At 62.8% G+C, this 23949-nt stretch carries 19 protein-coding genes, 1 tRNA gene and 1 pseudogene; 13 read left to right on the top strand and 8 right to left on the bottom strand.

The window, feature by feature from the left end; genetic code table 11:
- The first annotated feature begins 152 nt into the window (after positions 1 to 152).
- On the top strand, positions 153 to 659 hold the full coding sequence (locus tag QZ648_RS10390) for a low molecular weight protein-tyrosine-phosphatase (RefSeq protein ID WP_169064746.1): 507 nt from the start codon (positions 153 to 155) through the stop codon (positions 657 to 659).
- A gap of 22 nt (positions 660 to 681) precedes the next feature.
- On the opposite strand, the gene QZ648_RS10385 is transcribed toward QZ648_RS10390, so the two are convergent.
- The 3 genes from QZ648_RS10385 to QZ648_RS10375 form a co-directional block, all read right to left on the bottom strand.
- Complete coding sequence (locus tag QZ648_RS10385) at positions 682 to 1554, bottom strand: HDOD domain-containing protein (RefSeq protein WP_169064745.1); 873 nt, start codon at positions 1552 to 1554, stop codon at positions 682 to 684.
- 53 nt (positions 1555 to 1607) lie between these two features.
- Positions 1608 to 2645 (bottom strand): RNA pseudouridine synthase, encoded by a 1038-nt coding sequence (locus QZ648_RS10380; protein WP_291996937.1) that lies wholly within the window; start codon positions 2643 to 2645, stop codon positions 1608 to 1610.
- A gap of 378 nt (positions 2646 to 3023) precedes the next feature.
- A complete protein-coding gene (locus QZ648_RS10375) occupies positions 3024 to 3590 on the bottom strand; it encodes a glycine zipper family protein (protein WP_291996936.1) in 567 nt (188 codons plus the stop codon).
- 185 nt (positions 3591 to 3775) lie between these two features.
- On the opposite strand from QZ648_RS10375, the gene QZ648_RS10370 reads away from it, so the two are divergent.
- Positions 3776 to 5737 (top strand): flagellar assembly protein A, encoded by a 1962-nt coding sequence (locus QZ648_RS10370; RefSeq protein WP_291996935.1) that lies wholly within the window; start codon positions 3776 to 3778, stop codon positions 5735 to 5737.
- Positions 5738 to 5773: 36 nt separating this feature from the next.
- Here QZ648_RS10370 and cphA (QZ648_RS10365) read toward each other — a convergent pair whose 3' ends face one another.
- The 5 genes and pseudogenes from cphA (QZ648_RS10365) to QZ648_RS10345 all read right to left on the bottom strand — a co-directional run bounded on the left by cphA (QZ648_RS10365) (position 5774) and on the right by QZ648_RS10345 (position 14565).
- Positions 5774 to 8356, bottom strand: a complete 2583-nt coding sequence (gene cphA / locus QZ648_RS10365; RefSeq protein ID WP_291996934.1) for a cyanophycin synthetase — start codon at positions 8354 to 8356, stop codon at positions 5774 to 5776.
- 158 nt (positions 8357 to 8514) lie between these two features.
- Positions 8515 to 10680, bottom strand: a pseudogene (cphA, locus tag QZ648_RS10360) (cyanophycin synthetase); the annotation flags it as partial.
- A 228-nt stretch (positions 10681 to 10908) separates the two neighbouring features.
- Positions 10909 to 11382: a DUF1854 domain-containing protein gene (locus tag QZ648_RS10355; protein ID WP_211203578.1), complete on the bottom strand. Its 474-nt coding sequence runs from the start codon at positions 11380 to 11382 to the stop codon at positions 10909 to 10911.
- Positions 11379 to 13601 carry an ABC transporter ATP-binding protein gene (locus tag QZ648_RS10350; RefSeq protein WP_248595170.1) on the bottom strand — a complete coding sequence of 741 codons (2223 nt, stop codon included), beginning with the start codon at positions 13599 to 13601 and terminating at the stop codon, positions 11379 to 11381. The genes QZ648_RS10355 and QZ648_RS10350 overlap by 4 nt, the downstream gene beginning before the upstream one ends.
- 220 nt (positions 13602 to 13821) lie before the next feature.
- Complete coding sequence (locus QZ648_RS10345; protein ID WP_291996933.1) at positions 13822 to 14565, bottom strand: fused MFS/spermidine synthase; 744 nt, start codon at positions 14563 to 14565, stop codon at positions 13822 to 13824.
- Between the two features lie 363 nt (positions 14566 to 14928).
- Here QZ648_RS10345 and secG point away from each other — a divergent pair, with 363 nt between their 5' ends.
- From secG to nuoI, 11 genes are all read left to right on the top strand, one after another.
- The gene (gene secG / locus QZ648_RS10340) at positions 14929 to 15300 is read left to right on the top strand and encodes a preprotein translocase subunit SecG (RefSeq protein WP_169064922.1); all 372 of its coding nucleotides are present in this window, start codon (positions 14929 to 14931) and stop codon (positions 15298 to 15300) included.
- A 75-nt stretch (positions 15301 to 15375) separates the two neighbouring features.
- Positions 15376 to 15460, top strand: a tRNA-Leu gene (locus tag QZ648_RS10335).
- Positions 15461 to 15520: 60 nt separating this feature from the next.
- Positions 15521 to 15895 (top strand): NADH-quinone oxidoreductase subunit A, encoded by a 375-nt coding sequence (gene ndhC, locus QZ648_RS10330; RefSeq protein WP_291996932.1) that lies wholly within the window; start codon positions 15521 to 15523, stop codon positions 15893 to 15895.
- A 3-nt stretch (positions 15896 to 15898) separates the two neighbouring features.
- Complete coding sequence (locus QZ648_RS10325) at positions 15899 to 16375, top strand: NADH-quinone oxidoreductase subunit B (protein WP_211203576.1); 477 nt, start codon at positions 15899 to 15901, stop codon at positions 16373 to 16375.
- 23 nt (positions 16376 to 16398) lie between these two features.
- Entirely contained in the window at positions 16399 to 17004 is a 606-nt protein-coding gene (locus QZ648_RS10320) for an NADH-quinone oxidoreductase subunit C (protein ID WP_169064914.1), read from the top strand.
- Positions 16997 to 18250, top strand: coding sequence for an NADH-quinone oxidoreductase subunit D (locus tag QZ648_RS10315; RefSeq protein ID WP_291996931.1), 1254 nt, complete (start codon positions 16997 to 16999; stop codon positions 18248 to 18250). The genes QZ648_RS10320 and QZ648_RS10315 overlap by 8 nt, the downstream gene beginning before the upstream one ends.
- Positions 18250 to 18723, top strand: a complete 474-nt coding sequence (gene nuoE, locus QZ648_RS10310) for an NADH-quinone oxidoreductase subunit NuoE (RefSeq protein ID WP_169064913.1) — start codon at positions 18250 to 18252, stop codon at positions 18721 to 18723. The genes QZ648_RS10315 and nuoE overlap by 1 nt, the downstream gene beginning before the upstream one ends.
- A gap of 26 nt (positions 18724 to 18749) precedes the next feature.
- Entirely contained in the window at positions 18750 to 20051 is a 1302-nt protein-coding gene (gene nuoF, locus QZ648_RS10305) for an NADH-quinone oxidoreductase subunit NuoF (protein WP_291997024.1), read from the top strand.
- A gap of 11 nt (positions 20052 to 20062) precedes the next feature.
- Positions 20063 to 22399, top strand: a complete 2337-nt coding sequence (nuoG, locus tag QZ648_RS10300; protein WP_291996930.1) for an NADH-quinone oxidoreductase subunit NuoG — start codon at positions 20063 to 20065, stop codon at positions 22397 to 22399.
- Positions 22396 to 23448 carry an NADH-quinone oxidoreductase subunit NuoH gene (nuoH, locus tag QZ648_RS10295; RefSeq protein ID WP_291996929.1) on the top strand — a complete coding sequence of 351 codons (1053 nt, stop codon included), beginning with the start codon at positions 22396 to 22398 and terminating at the stop codon, positions 23446 to 23448. The genes nuoG and nuoH overlap by 4 nt, the downstream gene beginning before the upstream one ends.
- 10 nt (positions 23449 to 23458) lie before the next feature.
- Positions 23459 to 23947, top strand: a complete 489-nt coding sequence (gene nuoI / locus QZ648_RS10290) for an NADH-quinone oxidoreductase subunit NuoI (RefSeq protein WP_291996928.1) — start codon at positions 23459 to 23461, stop codon at positions 23945 to 23947.
- Positions 23948 to 23949 lie beyond the last annotated feature (2 nt).

The following is a 23949-nucleotide window of genomic DNA, read 5'->3' as shown; positions in this document are numbered from 1 at the left end:
GGGGGTGCGGCGCCTGTGGTCGAGTAGCAGCGGTCACTGCCGTTTTGCGGAATGCGGAATGCGGAATGCGGAATGCGGAATGCGGAATGCGGAATGCGGAATGCGGAATGTGGATCCTTGAGCTGCCGGATTTTGTGAAGGAGCACCTTGTGATGAGCAAGACCGCCACGCCACCCCGTTACCGAATTCTCTTTGTCTGCATGGGCAACATCTGTCGCTCGCCGTTGGCGGCCGCGGTAACTCGTGGTCTGGCTCAGCGCGAGGGTCTGGGTGCGCTCGTGGAAACCGATTCGGCGGGGACGCACGGCCACTACCATGCCGGCGAAGCGCCGGATCCGCGCGCCCGCAAGGTTGGCGCCAAGCGTGGCTATGATCTTTCAAAAATGCGCGCGCGCCCGGTCGTGGTGGCCGATTTCGAGCGTTTCGATCGCGTTCTGGCAATGGACCAGCAGAATATGGCCAATCTGCTGCGCCTGTGCCCCGAAGAAAGCCGCGCGAAACTGGGCATGTTTCTCGACTACGTCCCGGAGTTTGGCCTTAGCGAGGTTCCTGATCCCTATTACGGCGCCGAGTCGGGATTCGAACGGGTGCTTGAGCTCTGCGAACTGGCGGCACGAGGCCTGCTCGCCGCCTGTGAGCACGGGCAACTTGCCCCGTGAGCGGCCGAGTCAGGGAAATCGGCTAGCGCCGCACGCCTGATCTGTCCTCGGCGGGTACCAGCTGGGGCAGCAGTTCGGGCGGCAGTTGCAGCCGTGAGAGCAGTGTTTCGCGGCTGATGTTGAGCAGTTTTTCGATGGCTGCGAAGTCCTCCGGGAGGGCGGCATCCGTCCACCCGTCGACCGAGTGGCGGGCCAGGTTGACCGCCAGCTTGACGTTCTGCACGCGTACCAGTTGCGCACTGTCGTTGTCCATCAGCGCGGTGAGCAACTCGGGCAGTTGCCAGGCGCGGCAAAGTGCCAGGTGCAGCTCGCTGAGCGGAAAGCCGAGAACCTCGCGCTGCACGACGCTGCTGCGCAAGTTCTTGTCGACTTGCAGTCGGGCGCGGATAGCGATCGCCTGTTCGGGAGCAAAGCACCACAGCAGGACTTCCGCGAGGTCGTAGAGCAGTGCCGCGAGCGCGACTTCCTCGACGTTCATGTCGTGCCGGGCGAAGGCCCAGTCGTGCGCGTAGCGCGAGGCGCGCTGGCAGCGCAGGATGACCTGCAGTACGCCGAGTAGCGCCTGCGGCTTGCGGCCGAGCATGGTTTCGATGGTTGCCGGGTTTTCAAACTTGTGGAAGAAGGGCTCAACACCGAGCATCATCACCGCCGTGGCGATGTTGGTGACGTCGCTGCGCAGGTGCTTGCTGCCGAAGGACTGGATGTAGGCCAGCACGCGGATGGCGAGCAGGGGATCCTGCAGCACGATAGCGATGATGTCGCGGCCGTTTACCCGGTCGATACGCTGGCGCGCCTCGTCGAGGCGGCGGGCGGTCTGGCGCAGGACGGGCATCTCGGCGCTGCTGAACAAGGTCAGCCAGGCGGCAAGGTCTGGTGGTGCTTGCGGTTCGAGCATGGTGCTTGCCTTGGATAACAGGATCGGGCCGACGAGCGCGGGTCGCCCCTCGCTCAGAAGCGCTCGTCCGCACGCAGATAGCGCCACTGCCCGGGCGGCAGCTTGCCGAGCGAGACGCTGCCGATACGCACGCGCTTGATGTCGGTAACCTGCAGCCCGACCAGTTCGCACATGCGCTGGATCTGCCCTTTCTTGCCGTCCGGCAGAACGAAGCGCATTTGTTGATCGCTGAGCCACGAGACCTGCGCCCGTGGCAGTTTGACGTTGTCGAGCGCCAGGCCGCGGCACAGCAGATCCAGGCCGTCGGCTGCCAACTCGCCTTCGACGCGCACGTGATATTCCTTCTCCAGCCGTGAATCGCCGCCACTCAGACGGCGCGCGACGCTACCTTCCTGCGTAAAGGCGAGCATCCCGCCCTCTTCGGTCTCGAGTCGTCCGGCCTGCGCCAGACCGCGCAGGTGGGTGGGCTGGAAGCTCAATGGGGAATTGTCTTCGGCCCAGTGGTTGTCGGCGCGAATCAAGGCGGCGATGGCATCGCGGCCTTCTTCGGCAGCCGGGCCGGGAAAGTCTCGCGGTTTGTTGAAGACGATGCTGACGCTCTCGCTGCTGCGCGCGCGGGCAACTTCCTTGATCGTGATTTTGGCCTTGGGGTTTACGCGTGCGCCCAGGCGGTTGATGGCCACGCCATCGACGCTGACCCAGCCGTTCTCGATCCATTCGTCGGCTTCGCGTCGCGAGCACTGTGCCAACTCGCTGACCAGCTTCGACAGGCGTGGCGACTCCTTCGCCAAGCCGCGTGGCGGGCTGCTTGTCTCCGTCGCTGCTGCTGCCGGCGCGGGGGAGGGCGGAGCTTGCCGCGCCTCGCTCGGCGATGCTTTGCCGTAGGTGCCGGCCGGCGGCAGGGAGGGCTCGCTGTCAGTGTTCTCTGGCGCTGGCCGGAAGGCGCGCGCTCCGGTGCTGCGTGCGATCCCGCGCGGAGGATGGATTTTCTTGGTCGGCTTGCGGGGTCGGTCGGCAGCGGCGGGGGCGGAGAATTTCTCCCTGAGCGCTGGTCCCGGACGGTCTTCACGGCCGCGGGGGGTGGTGCTCACTACTGACGGGCTGTCGTTACTCGGGGAGGTCGTTTGCGTTTGCGGTGGCGTTTGGGGAGGGATGTCCCTGCTCGCCGTCCTGCTCGGCTTGGCAGTCGGCTGCGGCCTGCTGTCGCTAGGGCGGTAGCCTGCGCGCTTGGATGTCGCTGCGCCGCCGCGGAGCGGTTTACGCGCCGGCGATCTGTTGGGCTCTGCAGCGTTGCCGTTGGTGCTTGTTTTCGGGAGTTTCAGGGTCGGGCGGGGCATGGCAGCGTGTTCCGTTCGGTCGGCCCAGTAGTGTACGCCAGAAGTTGCCAGAGCGCCCCGCGCGAATCTCTTGCACCCCTTCCCGGCCGGCCCTCGGAAGGCGGGCGACGGTCGCTGAGTGCAACGATGCGGCTAGCGCGGTGGTGGCGCGGGGGGGGCGCCCCGCGGTGGCGATGGCGGTGGGGGTGGCGGTGCGCCGAATGGCGGTGCTGGCGGCGGCGAAAGAGGCGCGCCAGCAGGTCTTGTGGTGTAGCCTTCCGATACCGCGAAACCGCCGACCAAGGGCACTTTCTGGCCGCGCGCGTACATGCACTGGATGTAGCTCTGGTCGTAACGTTGCTGCAAGGTGTACGCGGAGGCGTTGCTGGCGGCGACGCCGCCGACGCTGCCAGCGAGCAGGCCGACGCCAGCGCCGACCGCGGCACCGCTCGAACCATCGATCGCGGCGCCCACGGCAGCACCGACGAGCGTTCCCACCGCGGCGCTGGCGACACCGGAATTGACGGCTGTCGTTGCCGGCGTCGCGCCGCCAATCGCCTGGTTGGCGTAGGTCCGGCAAGCTTCATCGTCGTCGCGAAACTTGGTGAAAGACTGTCCCGATCCGGGCAAGGCCATCACGCTCGGTCCGTCCGGCGGATAGCTGGCACAGGCGGCGAGGATGAGGACCAATAAGGGCGCAAAGAAGCGTGGCTGAGGCATGGCTGAACTCATAAAGGGTTTTCGCCACGCCGGGACAAAGGGTGGACGATAGTAAATGTAACGCAGTTGTCCCTTGCGCGCTGACATGCGAGTTCCTCCATGGTCGCGTCCGCTGGCCCGCGGGCGTCGCTTTCTGATACGCTGAAAGGCGCGCCACCAGCAAACCACATCGAGCTGAATGGACCATGACCTTGCCTGAAGAACCGAAAAGCGCCATCGGCAACCTTGCCGACCTCGAGGACGGACAGATCGCCTTGTCGCGCTACATCGTCAAGCGCGCGGACGGCCTGTATGTGAACTTGTCGCGACTCGATTCGCCGGCCGATTTTGCCGACTTTGTCGAGCGCACCTTTGCCTTGGGGCTTTACTTCCGGGCGCTCGATTACGCGCAGTTTCAGTCTCTCCTCTACGACGATCCGGCGAGTCGCGAGCAGGCGGCACCCGCAGAGGTGTTCCTGGCGCTGGATATCGCCACCTTTCGGCCGCAGCGCCAGTCCTTGTACAAGGAACTGCGGATTCAGCGCGGCGAGGCGATTTATCTCTTCGAGCCGATCTACCTCGATGCAGCGAGTGACGAACAGGCAGTGGAAGACAGCGCCAGCAGCCCGCGGCAGCAGTTCGCTGGCGGGCTGCTGGAGACCCGTGCCTGGCTGGATGTGGATGAGTTCATTGCCAGCGCTTGGACGCGCGGGGTGCGCTTCGGAATCGATATCGCGGCGCTGCGGGAGGGCATCCAGCTCGACAAACCCGAGCGGCGCGTGGTCGCCCGCAGCCGGCCCTTCGTGGCCGGCAAGAATGCCGAAGTGACCGAGCAGGCGCCTGGCTTGCATCGCAACAATGCTCCGCGTCGCCTGCTTGGCGACCGGGTCGATCTGCGCCAGTTCGAGACGCGTTATCCGCAAGTCGCTGCCGGCTTGCGCCTGGTGAAGAAGTCACCCCGTACTCTCGGTGTGGACGGGCGGGATGTCACCGGCGAAGCGCTGCCCGCCCCCTTGCCCAAGGATTTCGACCTGGCGCGCATGGCCGGTGCCGGTACGCTGCTCAGCCGCGAAGCAGACGGCGAATTCCTGTTGGCGTCGGTCTGTGGCTTCCTCACTATCGATACTCGCAGCCATCAATTTTCGGTGACCGACAAGATCGTCAGTCACGAGGGCGTCAGCGCACGCACCACCGGCGACCTCATGTTGACCGGCGAAGAGTACGAGCAACACGGTGAAATCCAGGAGAAGCGGGTCGTTACCTGTCGCAGTATCACCGCTTTCGCCGATGTCTTTGGCAGCATCGTGTCCACCGGCGGTACGGTCCGTTTGAAACAGAACCTGGTCGGCGGCAGTGCCAGCAATGACGACGGCGACATCATCGTCGAAGGCGTTGCCTCCGGAGCGACCCTGATTGCGCCGCATGGTTGCGTGACGTTGAAGAGAGCGGACAACTGCACGATCATCGCGCGGCAGGTGGTCATCGAACGAGCGACGCTGTGCGACATCGTTGCCGATGCGCTGTCCCTTGAACTCGCAGAAGCTTGCGCTGCGGCAGCCAGGAATATTCAGGTGCAGAGCGCGCGCATGCGCAAGGAAATCGGCAACGTGTTCCTGTTACTGCTGCCCGATGCATCGAACGAGGAGGCCGGTATTGTCGCCTTGCAGGAGAAGCGCGCCGTGCTGGAAAAAGAAATCGCCGCTCATCGCGCAAAGCTGGACGCCGTGCGTGGCGGCAAGGATGTCACCAGCTATCTGCGCCTGGCCAGCAAGTTTCGGCGCGGCGAAGTGACCCTGACTCCCGAGCAGGAGGCTGGCTGGCGTCGCCTCTCGGCAGTCGTCACCCCGGTCTTGAAGACCTGTTCTTTGTTGGCTGAAGCAATCAATGAGTTGGTCGTCCAGTCGACGCGCATGGGCTTGGAAATCGACGCAGCCCTGGCCGCTGCAGAGCAGGCCTGCGGCGAACTGGCGTGCACGGTCGAGCGCGTCGAAGGCGAGACGCGGATCAGTGCGCTGCAGGTCAAGCTCGCCGATACGCCGCTGAATGCGCTGCCGCGCAAGGAACTGAAGATCCGACTGCGGGCGTCGGATGCGGCGACCAAAGAATTGTTCTCGGGCTCGTCTGGCCGCTTCTCCTGGACCTACCAGAAGCCGCAAGTGCCGCTCTGACGCTGCTCCGCGGCAGCGCCGCGAGAGCAGGCCATTTCAGCCCTCGGCAAGGCGTTTGCTGATGTGTTCGAGAGCTTCTTCGATCTGATCAATCAGGATCAGGCACAGGTCGCCTGGCTGCAATTCGGCCAGCGCGGTGTCGATCGCCAGAAACTCGCCATGAACTTCCTGGACCTTGGACGTGCGCGTGGCGTTGATCAGCCCCTGCTGTAGCAGGGCCAGTACTTCACCATCGGCGCGGCCGCGCTGGCATTGATCCTGATAGAGCACGACACGATCGAAGGCGCCGCCGAGAATCTCGGTCTGGCCGCGGATGTCTTCATCACGTCGGTCGCCGGCACCACTGATGACGACCGAGCGGCGACTGTCGGGCGGCGCCGGCAGGTTGTCGATGGCATCAACCAGGGCCTGGATGGCGTCCGGGTTATGGCCGTAGTCGGCGACCAGCGTGGCGCCACGATAGTTGAAGACGTTGAAACGTCCGGGCGCCGTCTGGGCGTCATTGACGAAGCTGGCCAGAGCGCTTTCGATGGTCGCCCAGGGAATCTCCAGCGCCCAGGCCGCGGCGATGGCGGCCATCGTGTTGTCGACCTGGAAACCGATGGCGCCATTCTGCGTGATCGGAATTCTGGCCAGCGCGACGTGGTGTTCGATCCCGCCTCCCGAGGCGACGATCGAATCGTTGTCGCGGTAGACGACGCGCTTTCTTTGCGCGCGGTGCAGGGCCATCAGCGGATGGTTGCGGTCAGCAGCGAAGAAGGTGACCTTCCCCGGGCAGGAGTCGGCCATTCGTGACACCATCGGATCGGCGGCGTTGAGCACGGCGACGCCGGTCTCGTGCCGGACGTTCTGAACGATGACCCGCTTGACTACCGCCAGGTCCTCGACGGTGCTGATATAGGACAGTCCGAGGTGGTCGCCCAGCCCGATGTTGGTGACCACGGCGACGTCGCAGCGGTCGAAGCCGAGCCCTTCGCGCAGCACGCCGCCGCGTGCCGTTTCGAGTACCGCAGCATCGACGTGGGGGTGGAAGAGAACGTTTCTGGCGCTTTTCGGACCACTGCAGTCACCGCTGTCGATGCGCCGACCCTCGATATAGACGCCGTCGGTGGTAGTCATGCCGACGCGTAGCCCCTGTTCGGCGAAGATATGGGCAATCAGACGGACGGTGGTCGTCTTGCCGTTGGTTCCGGCTACCGCGACCAGCGGGATGCGCGCTTCGTCGCCGTCGGCGAACATGTTGCCGATGATCGCCTCGCCAACCGGTCGCCCCTTGCCGAACGACGGCTGCAGGTGCATGCGCAGACCTGGCGCGGCGTTGAGTTCCACGATGCCACCACCCTGGGCCTCGAGCGGCCGCAGGACGCTGTCGCAGACGACGTCGACGCCGGCAATATCGAGCCCGATGGTCTGCGCCGCGGCGATTGCCTGGGCGGCGAACTCGGGATGCACGTCGTCGGTGACGTCGGTGGCCGTCCCGCCGGTCGACAGGTTGGCGTTGTTGCGCAGAACAACGCGCGAGCCTTTCGGCGGCACCGATTCCGGGGTCAGCCCGCCACTCGCCAGGCGCGCCAGGGCTACTTCGTCGAGGCGAATCCGGGTCAGCGAAGTGGCGTGGCCTTCGCCGCGCCGTGGATCGCTGTTGACCCGCTCGACGAGACCCCGAATGTCATGCACGCCATCGCCGACGACCAGCGGCGGATCGCGGCGAGCCGCGGCGATCAATTTGTTGCCGACCACCAGCAGGCGGTAGTCGTGGCCCGGGATGTAGCGCTCGACGAGGACTTCATCGCTGACTTGGAAGGCGATCGTGTAGGCGGCCTCGATCTGCTCGCGGCTGACCAGGTTGACGGCGACGCCTTTGCCCTGGTTGCCATCCTGCGGTTTGACGACCACCGGGCCGTCGATCTCGCAGGCCGCTGCCCAGGCGTCTTCGCGGCTCAGTACCGGTCGTCCGGCAGGGACTGGAACGCCGGCCGCGTGCAGCAGGATCTTGGCCAACTCCTTGTCCTGGGCGATGGCTTCGGCGACGGCGCTGGTGCGATCGGTTTCGGCGGCCTGTATGCGTCGCTGGCGACTGCCCCAGCCGAACTGCACCATGCTGCCCTCGGTCAGCCGCCGATAAGGGATGTTGCGGGCCATCGCCGCATAGACGATGGCTCCGGTGCTCGGGCCGAGGCGTACGTCCTCGTCGAGTTCGCGCAGACGGTTGAGCGCGTCGTCGAGGTCGAAAGCCTCTTCGTCAACCGCTGCCCGGCAGAGCTCCTGGGCCAGTTCGAAAGCCAGGCGGCCGACGACTTCTTCGCTGTATTCTACGACCACCTGATAGGTGCCGGCTTCCAGGGTCCTGGCGGTACGGCTGAAGGTGACCGGGCAACCGGCCTGTGCCTGCAGGCCGAGGGTCGCGAACTCCAGCGCCTGGGCCATCGACACCGCTTCATCATGGCCCGCCGGATGCAGCATGGCCAGTTCCGGGAAACGCGCGCGCAGACGATCCTCGAAGCCGGGCAGGTCGTCGATACTGCGCTCACCTTCAGCGCAAGAGACGATCGCCTCGATGGCCGTATGCCGGCTCCAGAGGTTGGGGCCGCGCAGAGCGCGGATACGCGATACTTCCATGAACAGTTTCCCTTTCTGCTTCGCTGCGGATGACCAGGGGTGTCCGCATGGCTGCTATGTTTTCCGGGTTCGACGCGCGCCGATCAGGCTATGGCGCGGCCGCTCTGGGCGTACTTCCTTACTTCTAATGGGTGGGCCAGCGGATCATCGTCTCAGGCGACGGTGAAGGTTTCCAGCCCGGTGCGGATCAATTCCGGCCCGATGCCGAGCGCCCAGGCCGCAGCGGTGGCGGCGAGAACGTTCTCGATTTCAAAGTCGACGCGGCCAGCATCGGTCAGCGGAATACTCTCCAGGCTGACGATCGACATCTCCTCCTTACCGCTGGCGAGGACTACCTGTCCGTGGCGAGCGAATACCGCGCGCTTGCCTTGTGCCCGGTGTTCGATCAGGGCCGCTTGCTCGGGGTCCGTGGCAAAGAAAATGACTTCTCCGTCGCACAGGGGCGCCATGTCGACGAGCATTGGATGGCCGGCATTGAGTACCGCGGCACCGCCGGGCAGCACCAGGTCGACCTGGGTGCGCAGGATGGTGAACACCTGCTCCGGGGTTTCGATGTCGTAACGGCCGAAATGCGTGCTCGCATCGACGTTGGTGATCACGCCGATCAGGCAGCGGTCGTAGGCCAGGCCTTCGCCAAGAATGGTGTCGCCGCCGTTTTCCAGTACCGCCGCGTCGACGGCCCGGTTCATCAGGATGCGGTTGGCTGCAGCCCAGTTGGCGCTGTCGTCCTTGGCGATGCAGCGCCGGTCGAGGAACAGTCCGTCGCTGCAGGCCAGCCCGGTGTGTTTGCCGGAGAGGGCCAGAATGCGTGCGATGAGACTGGCGACGGTGGTCTTGCCGAAACTGCCGCTGACGCCGATCACCGGGATGCGGCCGTCGTCACCGTTGGGGAATAATTGGTCGACGATGGCGCGACCCACCGGGCGCGGCTCGCCGCTTTCCGGTTTCAGGTGCATCAGCAGTCCCGGGCCGGCGTTGACCTCGACGATCGCGCCGCGCTGCTCGTCGAGCGGCTGGGAGATGTCTTCGCAGACCAGGTCCACGCCGGCGATGTCGAGTCCGACGATGCGCGCTGCCAGCGCAGCGGTGGCGGCGGTATCGGGGTGTACGCTGTCGGTGATGTCGTCGGTATGGTTGCCGCTGCGCACGATCAGCACTTCGCGACCAGCGGGCGGGATCGAATCGCCGCTGAAGCCCTGGCGCGTGACTTCCAGCCGGGCTACCGGATTGTCGCTCAGCGAGAGGATGTCGAGCGGGTACTCCTCCTCCGCACCACGGCGGGGGTCAGAGTTGATCTGGCTGTCGATCAGCTGGTCGATGGTCGACTCGCCGTCAGCAATGACTTTGGCGGTCTCGCCGCGGGCGGCAGCGACCAGCTTGCCGCCAATCACCAGCAAGCGGTGCTCCGAGCCGCGCACAAAGCGTTCGACGATGACCCCGCTGCCTTCCTCGACGGCGGCGGCATAGGCTGATTCGACTTCTGCACGAGTGATCAGATTGGTGAATACGCCGCGCGCGTGGTTGCCGTCGGAAGGCTTGACGACGACCGGGTAGCCGATGTCCTCGGCGGCTTCGCAGGCGTCGTCGGCGCTGTCGACCAGGCGCCCTTCGGGGACCGGTACGCCGCACGAGGAGAGCAGGCTCTTGGTCAGATCCTTGTCCCGCGAGATGCCCTCGGCGATGGCGCTGGTGCGGTCGGTCTCGGCGGTCCAGATGCGTCGGCTGCGCGAGCCGTAGCCAAGCTGCACGAGATTGCCGGAGGCCAACAGGCGAACCGCCGGGATGCGTCGGTCTTTGTCTGTTGCGGCGTCAACGATGCAAGCGGTGCTCGGCCCGAGCAGTTTGCGTTCGGCCATGTCGGTCAGCTGGGCGACCGTTGCGGCGACGTCGAAAGGCGTATCCTGAATGGCGGCGAGGAGCAGTTCGCGGCCCGAAAACAGGCTGGCGCGGGTCACTTCATCGTGCCAGGCGCGAACGACGACCTTGTACACGCCACGCCTCGAGGTTTCTCGGGCGCGGCCGAAACCCCCGGGCATGCCGGCAAGGTTCTGCAGTTCGAGGGTGACATGTTCGAGGATGTGCGCCGGCCAGGTGCCTTCCTGGAGGCGGCGCAGGAAGCCGCCGCGCTCACCGTAGCTGCAGCGGTGTTCGATCAGCGATGGCAGAAACGCGGTGAGGCGTTCGTAGAAGCCCGGGATGGCGTTCGACGGGAAGTCTTCGAGTTCGCCGATATCGACGACCGCTTCGATGACCGGACGGTAGGTCCAGATGTTCGGACCACGCAGGTAGCGGATCTCGAGAAACTTGATGTCTTTGCTCTTCATTTAGTCATTCCAGGCACGGCGGCTTACTGTGGAAGTCGCGTACGCGACTCACGAATCTCCCTTCTCCCCGCTGCGGGAGAAGGGCCGGGGGAAGGGTTCGAGGGGTCGCAGGATGTTTGCGGCGAGGTACGAGCGCGTTTGTCGTGGCAATAACGCGGCAGCGGCCATTTGGCTGACCGGAGGACCGACCGGGCCGAGCGCTGGACGCGGCCATGGCTGTCGCCAGGTTCACAGGAAGCGGTCCAGAAGCCGCCGGCTATGCGCGTCGAGCGCGTAGCGGTCGCGAATCAGGAAGTGAATGCCATGGCTGTCGGCGATCAGCAAGGCCGGAGCGTCGAGGCGGCGGATATCTTCTTCGCCCTTGAGGACGAAACGGGTCGTGCGGCGATCGGTTTCGACCTCCCAGGTACTCGGCGTGGCAAAGCTTGAAACGCTGATCAGGCGCTTGATTTCGGGAATGAATTCACGGCCCGCGAGTTCGTTTTCGACCAGGGTACGCAGGTCGTCCGGCAGTTCGCTCAGGCGCTCGATCCACGCCAGTTCGTGGCCATGCGGGTCGACCAGGCCGATGCCGTCGTCCGGAGCGCTGATCGGGAAGGCGCGAACAGGCACCACGCCGACGTGCGTTTCACCGTCGGCCGTGGTCAGCTCGAGTCGTCCGAAAGGGTTGCGCTGCAAGCGATAGTCGGGCGCGGGGATCATTGGCGTTCTCCTTCGGCGGCGCGTGCGAGATCAATGCTGGGCAGGCTGTCTTCATCGTCGACGTTGCGCGCCTGCGCCTGGTAGAGGCGGTAGTAGTGACCCTCGCAAGCCATCAGCTGCTCGTGGCTGCCGACTTCGACGACACTGCCGCGGTCGAGAACGACCAGGCGATCGGCATCGCGCAGGGTGGACAGGCGGTGCGCAATGGCAATCGTCGTGCGCCCGCGAACCAGGTTGTCGAGGGCTTTCTGAATCTCTTTCTCGGTGCTCGTGTCGACCGACGACGTCGCTTCGTCGAGGATCAGGATCGGTGGGTCGATGAGCAGCGCCCGGGCGATCGAGATGCGCTGTCGCTCGCCGCCCGAGAGTGCCTGGCCGCGTTCGCCGACCAGCGAGTCGTAGCCGTGCGCCAGGCGCAGGATGAACTCGTGCGCGTGCGCGGCGCGTGCAGCAGCGACGACCTCGGCACGCGTCGCCGCGGGTTTTCCGTAGGCGATGTTTTCGGCAATGGTGCCGAAGAAGAGGAACGGTTCCTGCAGCACCAGGCCGATATGTTTGCGGTACTCGGCCACGGGCAGCGAGCGGATGTCGACACCATCGATCAGGATGGCGCCTTCACTGACGTCATAGAAACGGCAGATCAGGTTGACCAGGGTGCTCTTGCCGGAGCCGCTGTGACCAACCAGGCCGACCATTTCGCCGGGGGCGATGGTGATATTGATGTCGCGGGTGACGCTGCGCGTTCCGTAGCGGAAGCCGACGCCGCGCAGTTCGATGCGGCCGGTGACTTTCGGCAGGTGCACCGGAGTGGCCGGGTCGGGAACGCTGGAGACGTGATCGAGGATATCGAAGATGCGCTTGGCGCCAGCGGCGGCTTTCTGGGTCACCGAGACGATGCGGCTCATCGAGTCGAGGCGCAGGTAGAAGCGGCTGATGTAGGCCAGAAACGCGGTCAGCACGCCGACGCTGATGTGGTCCTTGGCGATCTGCCAGATGCCGAACGCCCAGACGATCAGCAGGCCGATCTCGGTGAGTAGGGTGACGGTTGGCGAAAACAGCGACCAGACTTTGTTGACCCGGTCATTGACCTCGAGATTGTGCGCGTTGGCGGTGCGGAAACGGCTGGTCTCACGCGCTTCCTGGGCAAAAGCCTTGACCACACGAATGCCGGGAATGGTGTCGGCGAGCACGTTGGTGACTTCGGCCCATACCCGGTCCACGCGCTCGAAGCCGGTGCGCAGCCTCTCGCGTACGATGTGGATCAGCCAGGCGATGATCGGTAGCGGCAAGAGGGTCACCAGCGCCAGCCTGATGTCGATCGACATCAGGATGATGGTGGTCATCACGATCATCAGCACGTCGGTGGCGAAATCGAGCAGGTGCAGCGACAGGAAGACGTTGATGCGGTCAGTCTCCGAACCGATACGGGCCATCAGGTCGCCGGTTCGCTTGCCGCCGAAGTACTCCTGCGAGAGCGTCAACAAGTGTTCGTAGGTGGCCGTACGGAGATCGGCACCGATGCGCTCGGAGACCAGCGCCAGGATGTAGGTGCGCGCCCAGCCGAGGGTCCAGGCGACCAGTGCGGCGCCGAGCAGGCCGGAGAGATAGAGCGCGACCAGAGCGGGATCGATCATCTGGCCGTTCTGGTAGGGGATCAGCACCTTGTCCATCAGCGGCATGGTCAGGTAGGGGGGTACCAGGGTTGCCGCGGTGCCCAACAGCGAGAGCAGGAAGCCGGCGAGCAACTGCCCGCGGTAGGGCCTGGCGAAGCGCCCGAGGCGCAGCAGTGTCCAGGTCGAAGGCGCTTGGTGAATCTCCTTGCTGCACACGGGGCACTGTTCCTGGCCGGCTAGGAGGGGCGTTTCGCAGCTTGGACACAGTCTCTGCGTTGTTGCTGCCGGCAGGCTGCCGCTGACGTGGAAATGCAATTGCCGCGTAAAGTGGTCGATCAGCCGTCCGGCTGCGACGTCGGCAGCGAGCGTGTAGTGCCAGTGCGCCAGGCGTGCCTCGGTCGCGCACAGCTCGAGAGTGCCGACTCCGGCATGGTCGCTGCGCGACAGACTGAGGCCGGGCTGGTAAGGCCAGCTGCGCACGCTCTCGTCGCCTGACGACATTGCCAGCAGGCGTGCATTGCTGACCACGATCAGGCCGGCGGCGAAGCGCAAGCTGGTGTCCAGGTCGATTTCCAGCCACGCCAGCACCTGCTCGTCAGCGGCCATTTGCGTGTGCACACGTTGCGACCATGCGCGCGGCAGCGCCGACGCTTCCGTTTCGGCAAGCGCAACAAAAGTGGCGTCTTGGGAGGTTGGTGCGGAGGTGGGTGCGGAGGTCATCGGTAAGTGCTTTGCAAACAAGGCTGCCGGAGGCGTCTGGAGGCGGCAAGTATACTCGTCTTCCGCGCGCTGCCGAGCCCTGCTGGCGGGGTGGCGAAAGCAGCGCTCAGATCGTCAGGCGATCGCCTTGCTGGCGGCGTGCGACTTGCAGGCGAGCGATGGTCGGCAGCAGATTGAGCCCGGTCGCGGCCTGGCATTGATGGGCACGGCTGATCAGTTCGTCGAAACTGCTATCGACCGGGTCGCCGGCGGCGGCAAAGGCGATGGCGTTGCCGCTGTCGCACGACGGAAAGACCAGCGCGCGACCGTCAAAGGCGTCGGCGATGCGCTGGCTGCTGGCCTGGAATCCGCGTTCGCGGCCGAGCAGGTTGACCGCTAGCAGCCCGCTATCGCTCAGGCGCGAACGGCAGGCCTGGTAGAAGGGCTGGGTGTCGAGGACGCCGGCGCGAGCTTTCTTGTCAAAGCCGTCGACCAGGATGTAGTCATAGCGGCTGTCGCCGGCGAGCATGTGTGCGGCGCCGTCACCGATCAGCACCCGCAGGCGCCGCGGGTCGTCGGGGAGTTCGAAGTGCAGTCGGGCGATGACTTCGACCTGGGGGTCGATTTCGACGGCGGTGATTTTCGTTTCTGGCAGCTGATGGTAGATGAACTTGGCCAGCGATCCAGCCCCCAGCCCGATCAGCAAGGCTTCGCGTGGCCATGGCGGCTCGCGGAGCAATAGTCCGGCCATCATCTCGCGGGTGTAGGGAAGCTCGAGCGTGTTCGGGCGCTGCAGGCGCATCGCCCCCTGCACCCAGTCGGAAGAGAAGTGGAGGTAGCGCACGCCGGCCTTCTCGCTGACGTCGATCAAGTTTGCTGCCCTTCGCTCTCGCTGCCAGGGCAACGGCCCTGCCAGCGCTCCCAGCAACCCGCGAATGCGTTCCGCGAAGGCGCTTCTACTGGCTGGGCACATAAGCTGCTATGGCGGCCTTGTCGACCATCGCTGCCGGATGTCGGCTGGGAGGGGATAAGGTTCTTGTCTTTTCGCTGCACGGGGGCGGTTTGCCAGTCAGGATCATCATTCTTGCCGGGTTCTCCTGGTTCGTGCCGCTTGACGGTCAGTGATCTCGTCAATGCGGTGATCGTCAATTGACCCGTGCCGTCCGAACTCGGTATACTAACAAAGTTTTTCTGGCCTTGGCGCGGCCGTGCGACGGGTAGACGAAGAGGTTATATGGAATATCTTTTTTCTGTGGTTCTGGCGGTGCACCTCCTGGCAGCTGTCAGCGTGATCGGTCTCGTCCTGGTGCAGCACGGCAAGGGCGCTGACATGGGTGCTGCTTTTGGCAGTGGCTCTTCGGGCAGCCTTTTTGGCGCGACCGGTTCCGCCAATTTCCTTAGTCGCGCCACCGCGGTGCTGGCGACGGTCTTCTTTGTGACCAGCTTGTCGCTGGCGTATCTGGCATCGAGCGCGCCAAAAACGACTGGCAGTGTGATGGAGGATGCGGTAAGATCTGCGCCTGTTCCAGCGTCGCCATCGGGTGCTGTGGAGCAGGGTCAGGTGCCAGCAAATCCTGACTCGAAGGCGAAGGATATTCCCCGGTAATCGGGTTTGAAAGCGGCGGCGAGAGAAGTTGTGTTGTTGCATTCCTCGAAGTTCTCGCCTGCTGAATGTGGTAATGCCGACGTGGTGAAATTGGTATACACGCTATCTTGAGGGGGTAGTGACTTCGGTCGTGTGAGTTCGAGTCTCATCGTCGGCACCAGGAGTGGCCATTCAAAATGGGTGGCTGTAAGTCTGAATCGAAGCGCTTGTGGGGCGGATCATGCTGGAAGGCTATTTCCCGGTACTTGTCTTCATACTGATTGGTGTGGCCTTCGGCCTCATGCCGGTGGTGATGGGGATGATGGTCGCTCCGCATCGTCCCGACAGCGCAAAGCTCTCCCCGTACGAATGCGGCTTCGAGGCTTTCGAAGATGCGCGCATGAAGTTCGATGTGCGCTACTACCTGATTGCCATCATCTTTATTCTTTTCGATCTCGAAGTCGCTTTCCTCCTGCCGTGGGCGACGATCTTCAAAGAGATTGTCGAAACCGATTCGGTGAAGTGGTTTGGTTTCATCGAGATGGTGGTTTTCATCGCCATTCTGGTCGTCGGCTACGTCTATGCCTGGGCCAAGGGCGCGCTGGACTGGGAGTGAGCGATGGGAATTGACGGCATCCTGCAGGAAGGCTTCGTCACCACGACGGCCGACAAGCTGATCAACTACGTGCGTACCGGTTCGATGTGGCCCATGAGCTTCGGGCTTGCCTGTTGTGCCATCGAGATGATTCATGCCGGCTGTTCGCGCTACGACCTGGACCGTTTCGGCATCGTTTTTCGTCCCAGTCCCCGGCAGTCTGATGTGATGGTTGTCGCCGGGACTCTGACCAACAAGATGGCGCCGGCAATGCGCAAGGTTTACGACCAGATGGCCGAGCCGCGTTGGGTGATCTCGATGGGTTCCTGCGCCAATGGCGGTGGTTACTATCATTACGCCTACTCGGTGGTGCGTGGTTGTGACCGCATCGTTCCCGTCGATATCTATGTTCCGGGCTGTCCGCCGACGGCCGAGGCGCTGATTTATGGTCTGATACAGTTGCAGAACAAGATTCGTCGGACCAGTACCATCGCCCGCTGAACACAACCGATTGAGAGTGAGTCATGTCCGCCAAGTTGGAAGCGCTTAGCCAGAACCTGCAGCAGTGTCTCGGTGATCGAGTGAAGTCCCTGAAGTTGGCGTTCGGCGAGGCGACTCTCGAGGTGGATGCCGCCGACTATTTCTCCGTCATGCTGTCGTTGCGCGACGAGCCTGACCTCGCTTTTGAAGAGCTGATCGACTTGTGCGGTGTTGACTACTCGACGTATGGCAATCAGCCGCGCGAGGGTCGCCGCTTCGCGGCCGTCAGTCACCTGTTGTCGATCGCCAAGAATTGGCGCCTGCGCGTACGCTGTTTTGCGCCTGATGACGATTTTCCGTCCCTGCCTTCGGTGACTTCGATCTGGAACAGCGTCAACTGGTTCGAGCGCGAAGCTTTCGACCTCTTCGGCATCGTTTTTCCGGGGCATGACGACCTGCGCAGGATTCTCACCGACTACGGCTTTATCGGCCATCCCTTCCGCAAGGATTTTCCGATTTCCGGTTACGTCGAAATGCGCTACGACCCCGAGCAGCAGCGCGTGATCTATCAACCGGTGACCATCGAGCCGCGCGAGATAACGCCGCGGATCGTTCGTGAAGCGACCTACGGGAACGCCGAAAATGCCTGAACTGCGCAACTTCACTCTCAACTTCGGGCCACAGCACCCGGCTGCGCACGGCGTGCTGCGGATGGTTCTGGAGCTTGACGGCGAAGTCGTCATGCGTGCCGATCCGCATATCGGTCTGCTCCACCGGGCGACCGAAAAACTCGCTGAAACGAAGACCTGGATTCAGACGGTGCCGTACATGGATCGTCTCGACTACATGTCGATGATGTGCAACGAGCATGCTTATTGCATGGCTGTCGAGCGCCTCCTGCAGGTCGAGGTGCCCATCCGGGCGCAGTACATCCGGGTGATGTTCGACGAAATCACGCGCATCCTCAATCACCTCCTGTGGGTCGGCTGTCATGGCCTTGACGTCGGCGCGATGACCATGGTGCTCTACGCCTTCCGTGAGCGCGAAGACCTGGTTGATGCCTACGAAGCGGTTTCCGGTGCGCGCATGCACGCGGCCTACTACCGGCCGGGCGGCGTCTACCGCGACCTGCCCGATCGCATGTCGCAATACCAGGAGTCGAAGTGGAAGAGCGCCGCGCAGATCAAGCCTTTCAACGAGGCGCGCAGTGGTTCGCTACTCGATTTTCTTGACGATTTCGCCGCACGTTTTCCGAAATTGCTCGATGAGTACGAGACGCTGCTCACCGATAACCGGATCTGGAAGCAGCGCCTGGTCGATGTGGCCATCGTTACTCCCGAGCGCGCGCTGCAGCGTGGTTTTACCGGTCCGATGCTGCGCGGCTCGGGGATTGCCTGGGATTTGCGCAAGAAGCAGCCTTACGAAGTCTATGATCGGGTCGAATTCGACATCCCGATTGGCAAGACCGGTGATTCCTACGATCGCTACCTGGTGCGCATGGAAGAGATGCGGCAGTCGAACCGCATCCTCAAGCAGTGTATCGACTGGCTACGGAAGAATCCGGGCCCGGTGATGTCCGACAACCACAAGGTTGCGCCACCCGATCGCGAAGCCATGAAGTCGAACATGGAAGAACTGATTCATCACTTCAAGCTGTGTACCGAAGGCATGCACGTGCCTGAAGGTGAGGCATATTCGGCGGTCGAGCATCCCAAGGGAGAGTTCGGTATCTACATTATTTCTGACGGGGCGAACAAGCCTTACCGCTTGAAGATACGTGCTCCGGGCTACGTGCACCTGTCGGCAATGGACGAGATGGCGCGCGGTCACATGCTGGCCGATGTGGTTACCATTATTGGTTCGCAAGACGTTGTTTTTGGCGAGATTGACCGCTGATGTTGACTTCAGAATCCCTCAAGAGAATTGACCGCGAAATCGCCAAGTATCCGGCGGAGCAAAAGCAGTCGGCGGTGATGGCCGCCCTGGCGATTGCCCAGGAGCAGCAGGGCTGGTTGTCCAGTGAAGCGATCGAGTGCGTGGCCAACTATCTCGGCATGGCGCCGGTGGCCGCCTACGAGGTGGCGACCTTCTACAACATGTACGACCTCAAGCCTGTCGGCAAGTACAAGCTGTCGGTGTGCACCAATTTGCCGTGCATGCTCAGTGGCGGTGTCGATGCCGGCGAGTATCTCAAGAACAAGCTGGGTATCGGCTATAACGAAACGACGCTGGATGGCCTGATCACACTCAAGGAAGGCGAGTGCATGGGCGCTTGCGGCGACGCGCCGGTGATGATCGTCAACAATCGTCGGATGTGCAGCTGGATGAATCCCGAGCAAATCGACCAACTGCTGGCGGAGCTGAAGTAATGGCCATTCTCGGTGCAATCAACCCGATGTTGAGCCTTGGCCTGGACGGTGATAAGGCCTGGCGTCTAGCGGACTACGTCAAGCGTGGCGGTTACTCGGCGCTGCGGCGTATTCTGGAAGAGAAACAGACGCAGGAATTCGTCATCAACGAGGTCAAGAAATCGGTCTTGCGCGGTCGTGGCGGTGCTGGCTTCCCCACCGGTCTCAAGTGGAGTTTCATGCCCCGGTCCTTCCCCGGTGACAAATACGTGGTCTGCAATTCGGACGAAGGCGAGCCGGGTACTTTCAAGGATCGCGACATCCTTCGCTACAACCCGCATGCGGTGATCGAAGGGATGGCCATTGCTGCTTTCGCGATGGGCGCTAGGCGTGGTTACAACTACATTCACGGCGAAGTCTGGGAGATCTACGAGCGCTTCGAGGAGGCGCTCGACGAAGCGCGAGCGGCGGGCTTCCTGGGCAGCAATCTGCTCGCTTCCGGCTTCAGCTTCGAGCTTTTTGCGCATCACGGTTACGGCGCCTACATCTGCGGCGAGGAAACCGCGCTGCTCGAGTCGATCGAAGGGAAGAAGGGCCAGCCTCGTTTCAAGCCGCCTTTCCCGGCTTCCTTCGGCCTTTACGGCAAGCCAACCACGATCAATAACACCGAGACCTTTGCTTCGATCCCGTACATCATTACCCTCGGTGGCGAGGCCTATCTCGATGCCGGCAAGGCAAACAACGGAGGCACCAAGCTGTTCTCGATTTCGGGTCACGTGAACCGGCCCGGGAACTACGAGATCCCGCTCGGAACGCCTTTCGCGACCCTGCTCGAGATGGCCGGTGGAATGCGCGGTGGTCGGCAGTTGAAGGGCTGTATCCCCGGCGGCTCGTCGTCGCCAGTAGTGCCTGGGCCGGCAATGATGGATTGCACGATGGACTACGATTCGATCAGCAAGGCCGGCTCCATGCTCGGCTCAGGCGCGGTCATCGTAATGGACGAAACGACCTGCATGGTGAAAGCGCTGGAGCGCCTTTCCTTCTTCTACTACGAAGAATCCTGCGGGCAGTGCACCCCCTGCCGCGAAGGAACCAACTGGCTGTACCGAGTCGTGAACCGTATCGAGACCGGGCGTGGGCGTGCCGACGACCTGGATCTGCTGTCCAGTGTCACTACCAACATCATGGGTCGCACCATCTGCGCGCTCGGCGATGCCGCATCCATGCCGGTACAGAGCTTCATCAAGCATTATCACGACGAGTTCGCGTACCACATCGAACACAAGAAGTGCCTCGTGCCCGTTGATGTCCAGCGCGCCGGCAGCGGCTTCTTCACGGCAACGGCTTAAGGTACCAGACGATGGAAATCGAAATCGACGGCAAGATCGCGCAGGTACCTGATGGCAGCACCATCATGGACGCTGCACAGCAGTTGGGTGCCTATATCCCGCATTTCTGCTATCACAAGAAGCTGTCGATCGCGGCTAACTGCCGGATGTGCCTGGTACAGGTCGAGAAAGCGCCCAAGCCGCTGCCCGCCTGTGCAACGCCGGTGACCAACGGCATGAAAGTGTTCACTCATTCCGAACTGGCGGTGACCGCCCAGAAAGGCGTGATGGAGTTCCTGCTGATCAACCACCCGCTCGATTGCCCTATCTGTGATCAGGGCGGCGAGTGCCAGTTGCAGGATCTGGCCGTCGGTTACGGCGGTAGCGCTTCCCGTTTTCAGGAAGCCAAGCGGGTTGTTTTCCACAAGGACGTCGGTCCCCTGATTTCGATGCAGGAAATGGCACGCTGCATTCACTGCACCCGCTGCGTTCGCTTCGGCCAGGAAATCGCCGGTGTCATGGAGCTCGGCATGGCCAACCGCAACATGCACGCCGAGATCATGACTTTCGTCGGCCGCTCGATTGATTCCGAGCTGTCGGGTAACATGATCGACCTCTGTCCGGTCGGTGCGCTGACCTCGAAGCCCTTTCGCTATTCGGCGCGCAGTTGGGAATTGTCACGTCGCAAGTCGGTCAGCCCGCACGACAGTATCGGGGCCAATCTGACCGTGCAGATCAAGAACAATGTCGTGATGCGTGTTCTGCCGCGTGAGAACGAAGAGGTCAATGAGTGCTGGATCTCGGACAAGGAACGCTTCTCCTACGAGGCGCTCAATTCGCCGGCGCGGCTGACGCGACCGATGATTCGCGTTGATGGCGCGCTCCGCGAAGTCGAGTGGAAGACTGCGCTGGACTACGTCTCGCATGCCCTGAAGGACATTACCCGCAGCAACGGTGGTGAGTCGGTGGCCTCTCTGGCGTCGCCGCATGCCACTCTGGAAGAACTCTACCTGCTCCAGAAGCTGACTCGCGGTCTGGGCTCCGGGAGTGTCGATTTTCGTCCGCGTCGGCGTGATTTCAGCGCCGACGGCAAGCTTGGCGGCATCCCCTGGTTGGGGCTGCGCCTTGCCGAGGTCAAGGATTTGGATGCGGTCCTGGTTGTCGGTAGCTTCCTGCGCAAGGACCATCCGCTGTTCGCGCAGCGTCTGCGTCAGGTCGGCAAGAAATGGGGCAAAGTCAGCCTGCTGTCGGTGAGCGCCGACGATCCTTTGATCAACCTGCATGCGCAGCTGACAGTCAGTCCAGCGGACCTGCCTTCGGCATTGGCCAGAATCGTCAAGGCAGCTGCCCAGTTGAAGAACGAAGCGGTTCCGGAAGGGCTCGAATCCGTCGCTCCATGTGCGACCAGCCAGGCCATCGCTGCCAGCCTGGTCGAAGGCGAGAAGGGCGCAATTTTCCTGGGCAATGTTGCTGAACAGCATCCGCATGCAGCGCAGCTGCATGCGCTGGCCTGCGAACTGTCGCGGTTGACCGGCGCCAGTTGCGGTTTCATTGGCGAGGCGGCCAACAGCGTCGGAGGCTACGTCGCCAAAGCCTTGCCGACGGCACTGAATGCCCACGAAATGTTCGCCCAGCCGCGCCAGGCCTACCTGCTGCACGGCATCGAGCCGGAGCTCGACTGCCACGATCCGCAGCAGGCACTGGCGGCACTCAAGCAGGCTGCCCTGGTGGTGATGCTGACGCCTTTCGGGGATGGTGCTTGCAGCGAGTACGCCGACGTTCTGCTGCCGATTACTCCTTATACCGAGACCTCGGGGACATTCGTCAACAGCGAGGGTCGTGTGCAGGGTTTCAATGGTGTCGTCCGTCCTTTGGGGGAAGCCCGCCCCGGCTGGAAAGTCTTGCGCGTTCTCGGCAATTTGCTGGCGCTACCGGGCTTCGACTACGAATCGAGCGAAGAAGTGCGCGATGACGTCATCGCCGCAGGCGAAGGCTTTGTCGATGGCTTGGACAACAAGGTCACTGCGGTTCCCTGCGTTGCGTGGTCGCTGACCAGCATTCCTGGTGGGCTGCAACGAGTGGCCGAGGTGCCGATCTATTCGGCTGACCCTCTCGCTCGTCGAGCCGCTGGTCTGCAGAAGACCCGCGACGCGCTGCCGCCAAGCGCTCGCATATGCGCCGAAACGCTGCAGGCCCTTTCCCTCAATGATGGTGTTTCGGTACGGGTCCGGCAGGGGAGCGGCGAAGTTGTGCTGACCGCCAAGGCTGACCCCACAGTGCCGGCGGGCTGTGTTCGGGTGGCCGCAGCGCATGCCTCGACCGCTGCGCTGGGTGAGATGTTCGGTGCGATCAACGTGGAGCGTGCATGATGCTTGATGCGCTGCGGGAACTGCTGCAAGGTTTGTTTGGCTCGGTTTTTCCATTGGTGTGGACGCTCCTCAAGATCGTTCTGATCATCGCGCCCTTGCTGCTCTGCGTTGCCTACCTGACCTTCTGGGAAAGAAAGGTCATCGGCTGGATGCAGGTTCGCATCGGCCCCAACCGGGTCGGCCCCTGGGGGCTGATCCAGCCGATTGCCGATGGCTTGAAGCTGTTCCTGAAGGAGGTCGTTGTTCCGACCGGTTCGGACAAGAGTGTTTTCGTGATTGCACCGATGTTCGCCTTCGCGCCGGCACTCGCGGCCTGGGCGGTGGTGCCGTTCAACGACACTCTGGTCCTGGCCAACGTCAATGCCAGCCTGCTCTACGTCATGGCCATCAGCTCGATCGGCATCTACGGGATCATCCTGGCCGGCTGGGCCTCCAATTCGAAGTACGCTTTCCTTGGCGGCATGCGCTCGGCAGCGCAGATGATTTCCTACGAAATCTCGATGGGACTGGCGCTGGTCGTCGTGCTGATGGTTTCCAATAGCCTGAACCTCGGCGACATCGTGAGTAGTCAGGGGCGGGGGATTTTTGCCGACCACGGCGTCGGCCTCCTGTCGTGGAACTGGCTGCCGCTACTGCCGATGTTTGTCGTCTATCTGGTGTCGATCGTCGCCGAAACCAACCGTGCGCCATTCGATATGGCCGAAGGCGAATCGGAGATCGTCGGTTTCCACTGCGAGTACTCGGGAATGGCTTTTGCCGTCTTCTTCCTGGCCGAATACGCCAACATGATCCTGGTGTCGACGCTCACCTCGCTGCTCTTTCTGGGCGGTTGGTTGTCGCCGGTCGGCTTCCTGCCCGACGGCCTGTTGTGGCTGTTCCTGAAAATCGCCGCGGTGTTGTTTTTCTTCCTCTGGATTCGCGCCACCTTCCCTCGCTATCGCTACGATCAGATCATGCGCCTGGGCTGGAAGGTTTTCATTCCGCTGTGCCTGATCTGGTTGGTCGTGGTCGGTTGCTGGATGATGTCGCCGCTGAACATCTGGAAGTGAGAGGCTAGTCATGGGTTCGATGAAGGAAATTTTCAACAGCCTCCTGCTCAGGGAGTTGTTCAAGGGTATGTCGGTGACCGGGCGTTACATGTTTGCCCGCAAGATCACCGTTCAGTATCCGGAAGAAAAAACGCCGCAAAGCTTCCGTTTTCGCGGCCTGCATGCGCTACGTCGCTATCCCAATGGCGAGGAGCGTTGTATTGCCTGCAAGTTGTGCGAAGCGGTTTGCCCGGCGCTGGCGATCACCATTGAATCCGACCAGCGCGAAGACGATTCACGGCGTACGACGCGCTACGACATCGATCTGACCAAGTGTATTTTCTGTGGTTTCTGCGAAGAGGCCTGCCCGGTTGACGCCATCGTTGAGACGCGGATTTTCGAGTATCACGGGGAGACGCGCGGCGACCTCTACTACACCAAGGCAATGCTGCTGGCCAATGGTGACCGTTACGAAGAGCAAATCGCCGCTGACCGCGAACTCGACTCGAAATACCGCTAACA

This window comes from Candidatus Accumulibacter sp. ACC012, from assembly GCF_907163155.1.
Taxonomy (GTDB): Bacteria; Pseudomonadota; Gammaproteobacteria; order Burkholderiales; family Rhodocyclaceae; genus Accumulibacter; species Accumulibacter delftensis.
Note: the sequence above shows the minus strand (reverse complement) of the source record. Positions and strands in the feature narration are given on the sequence as shown.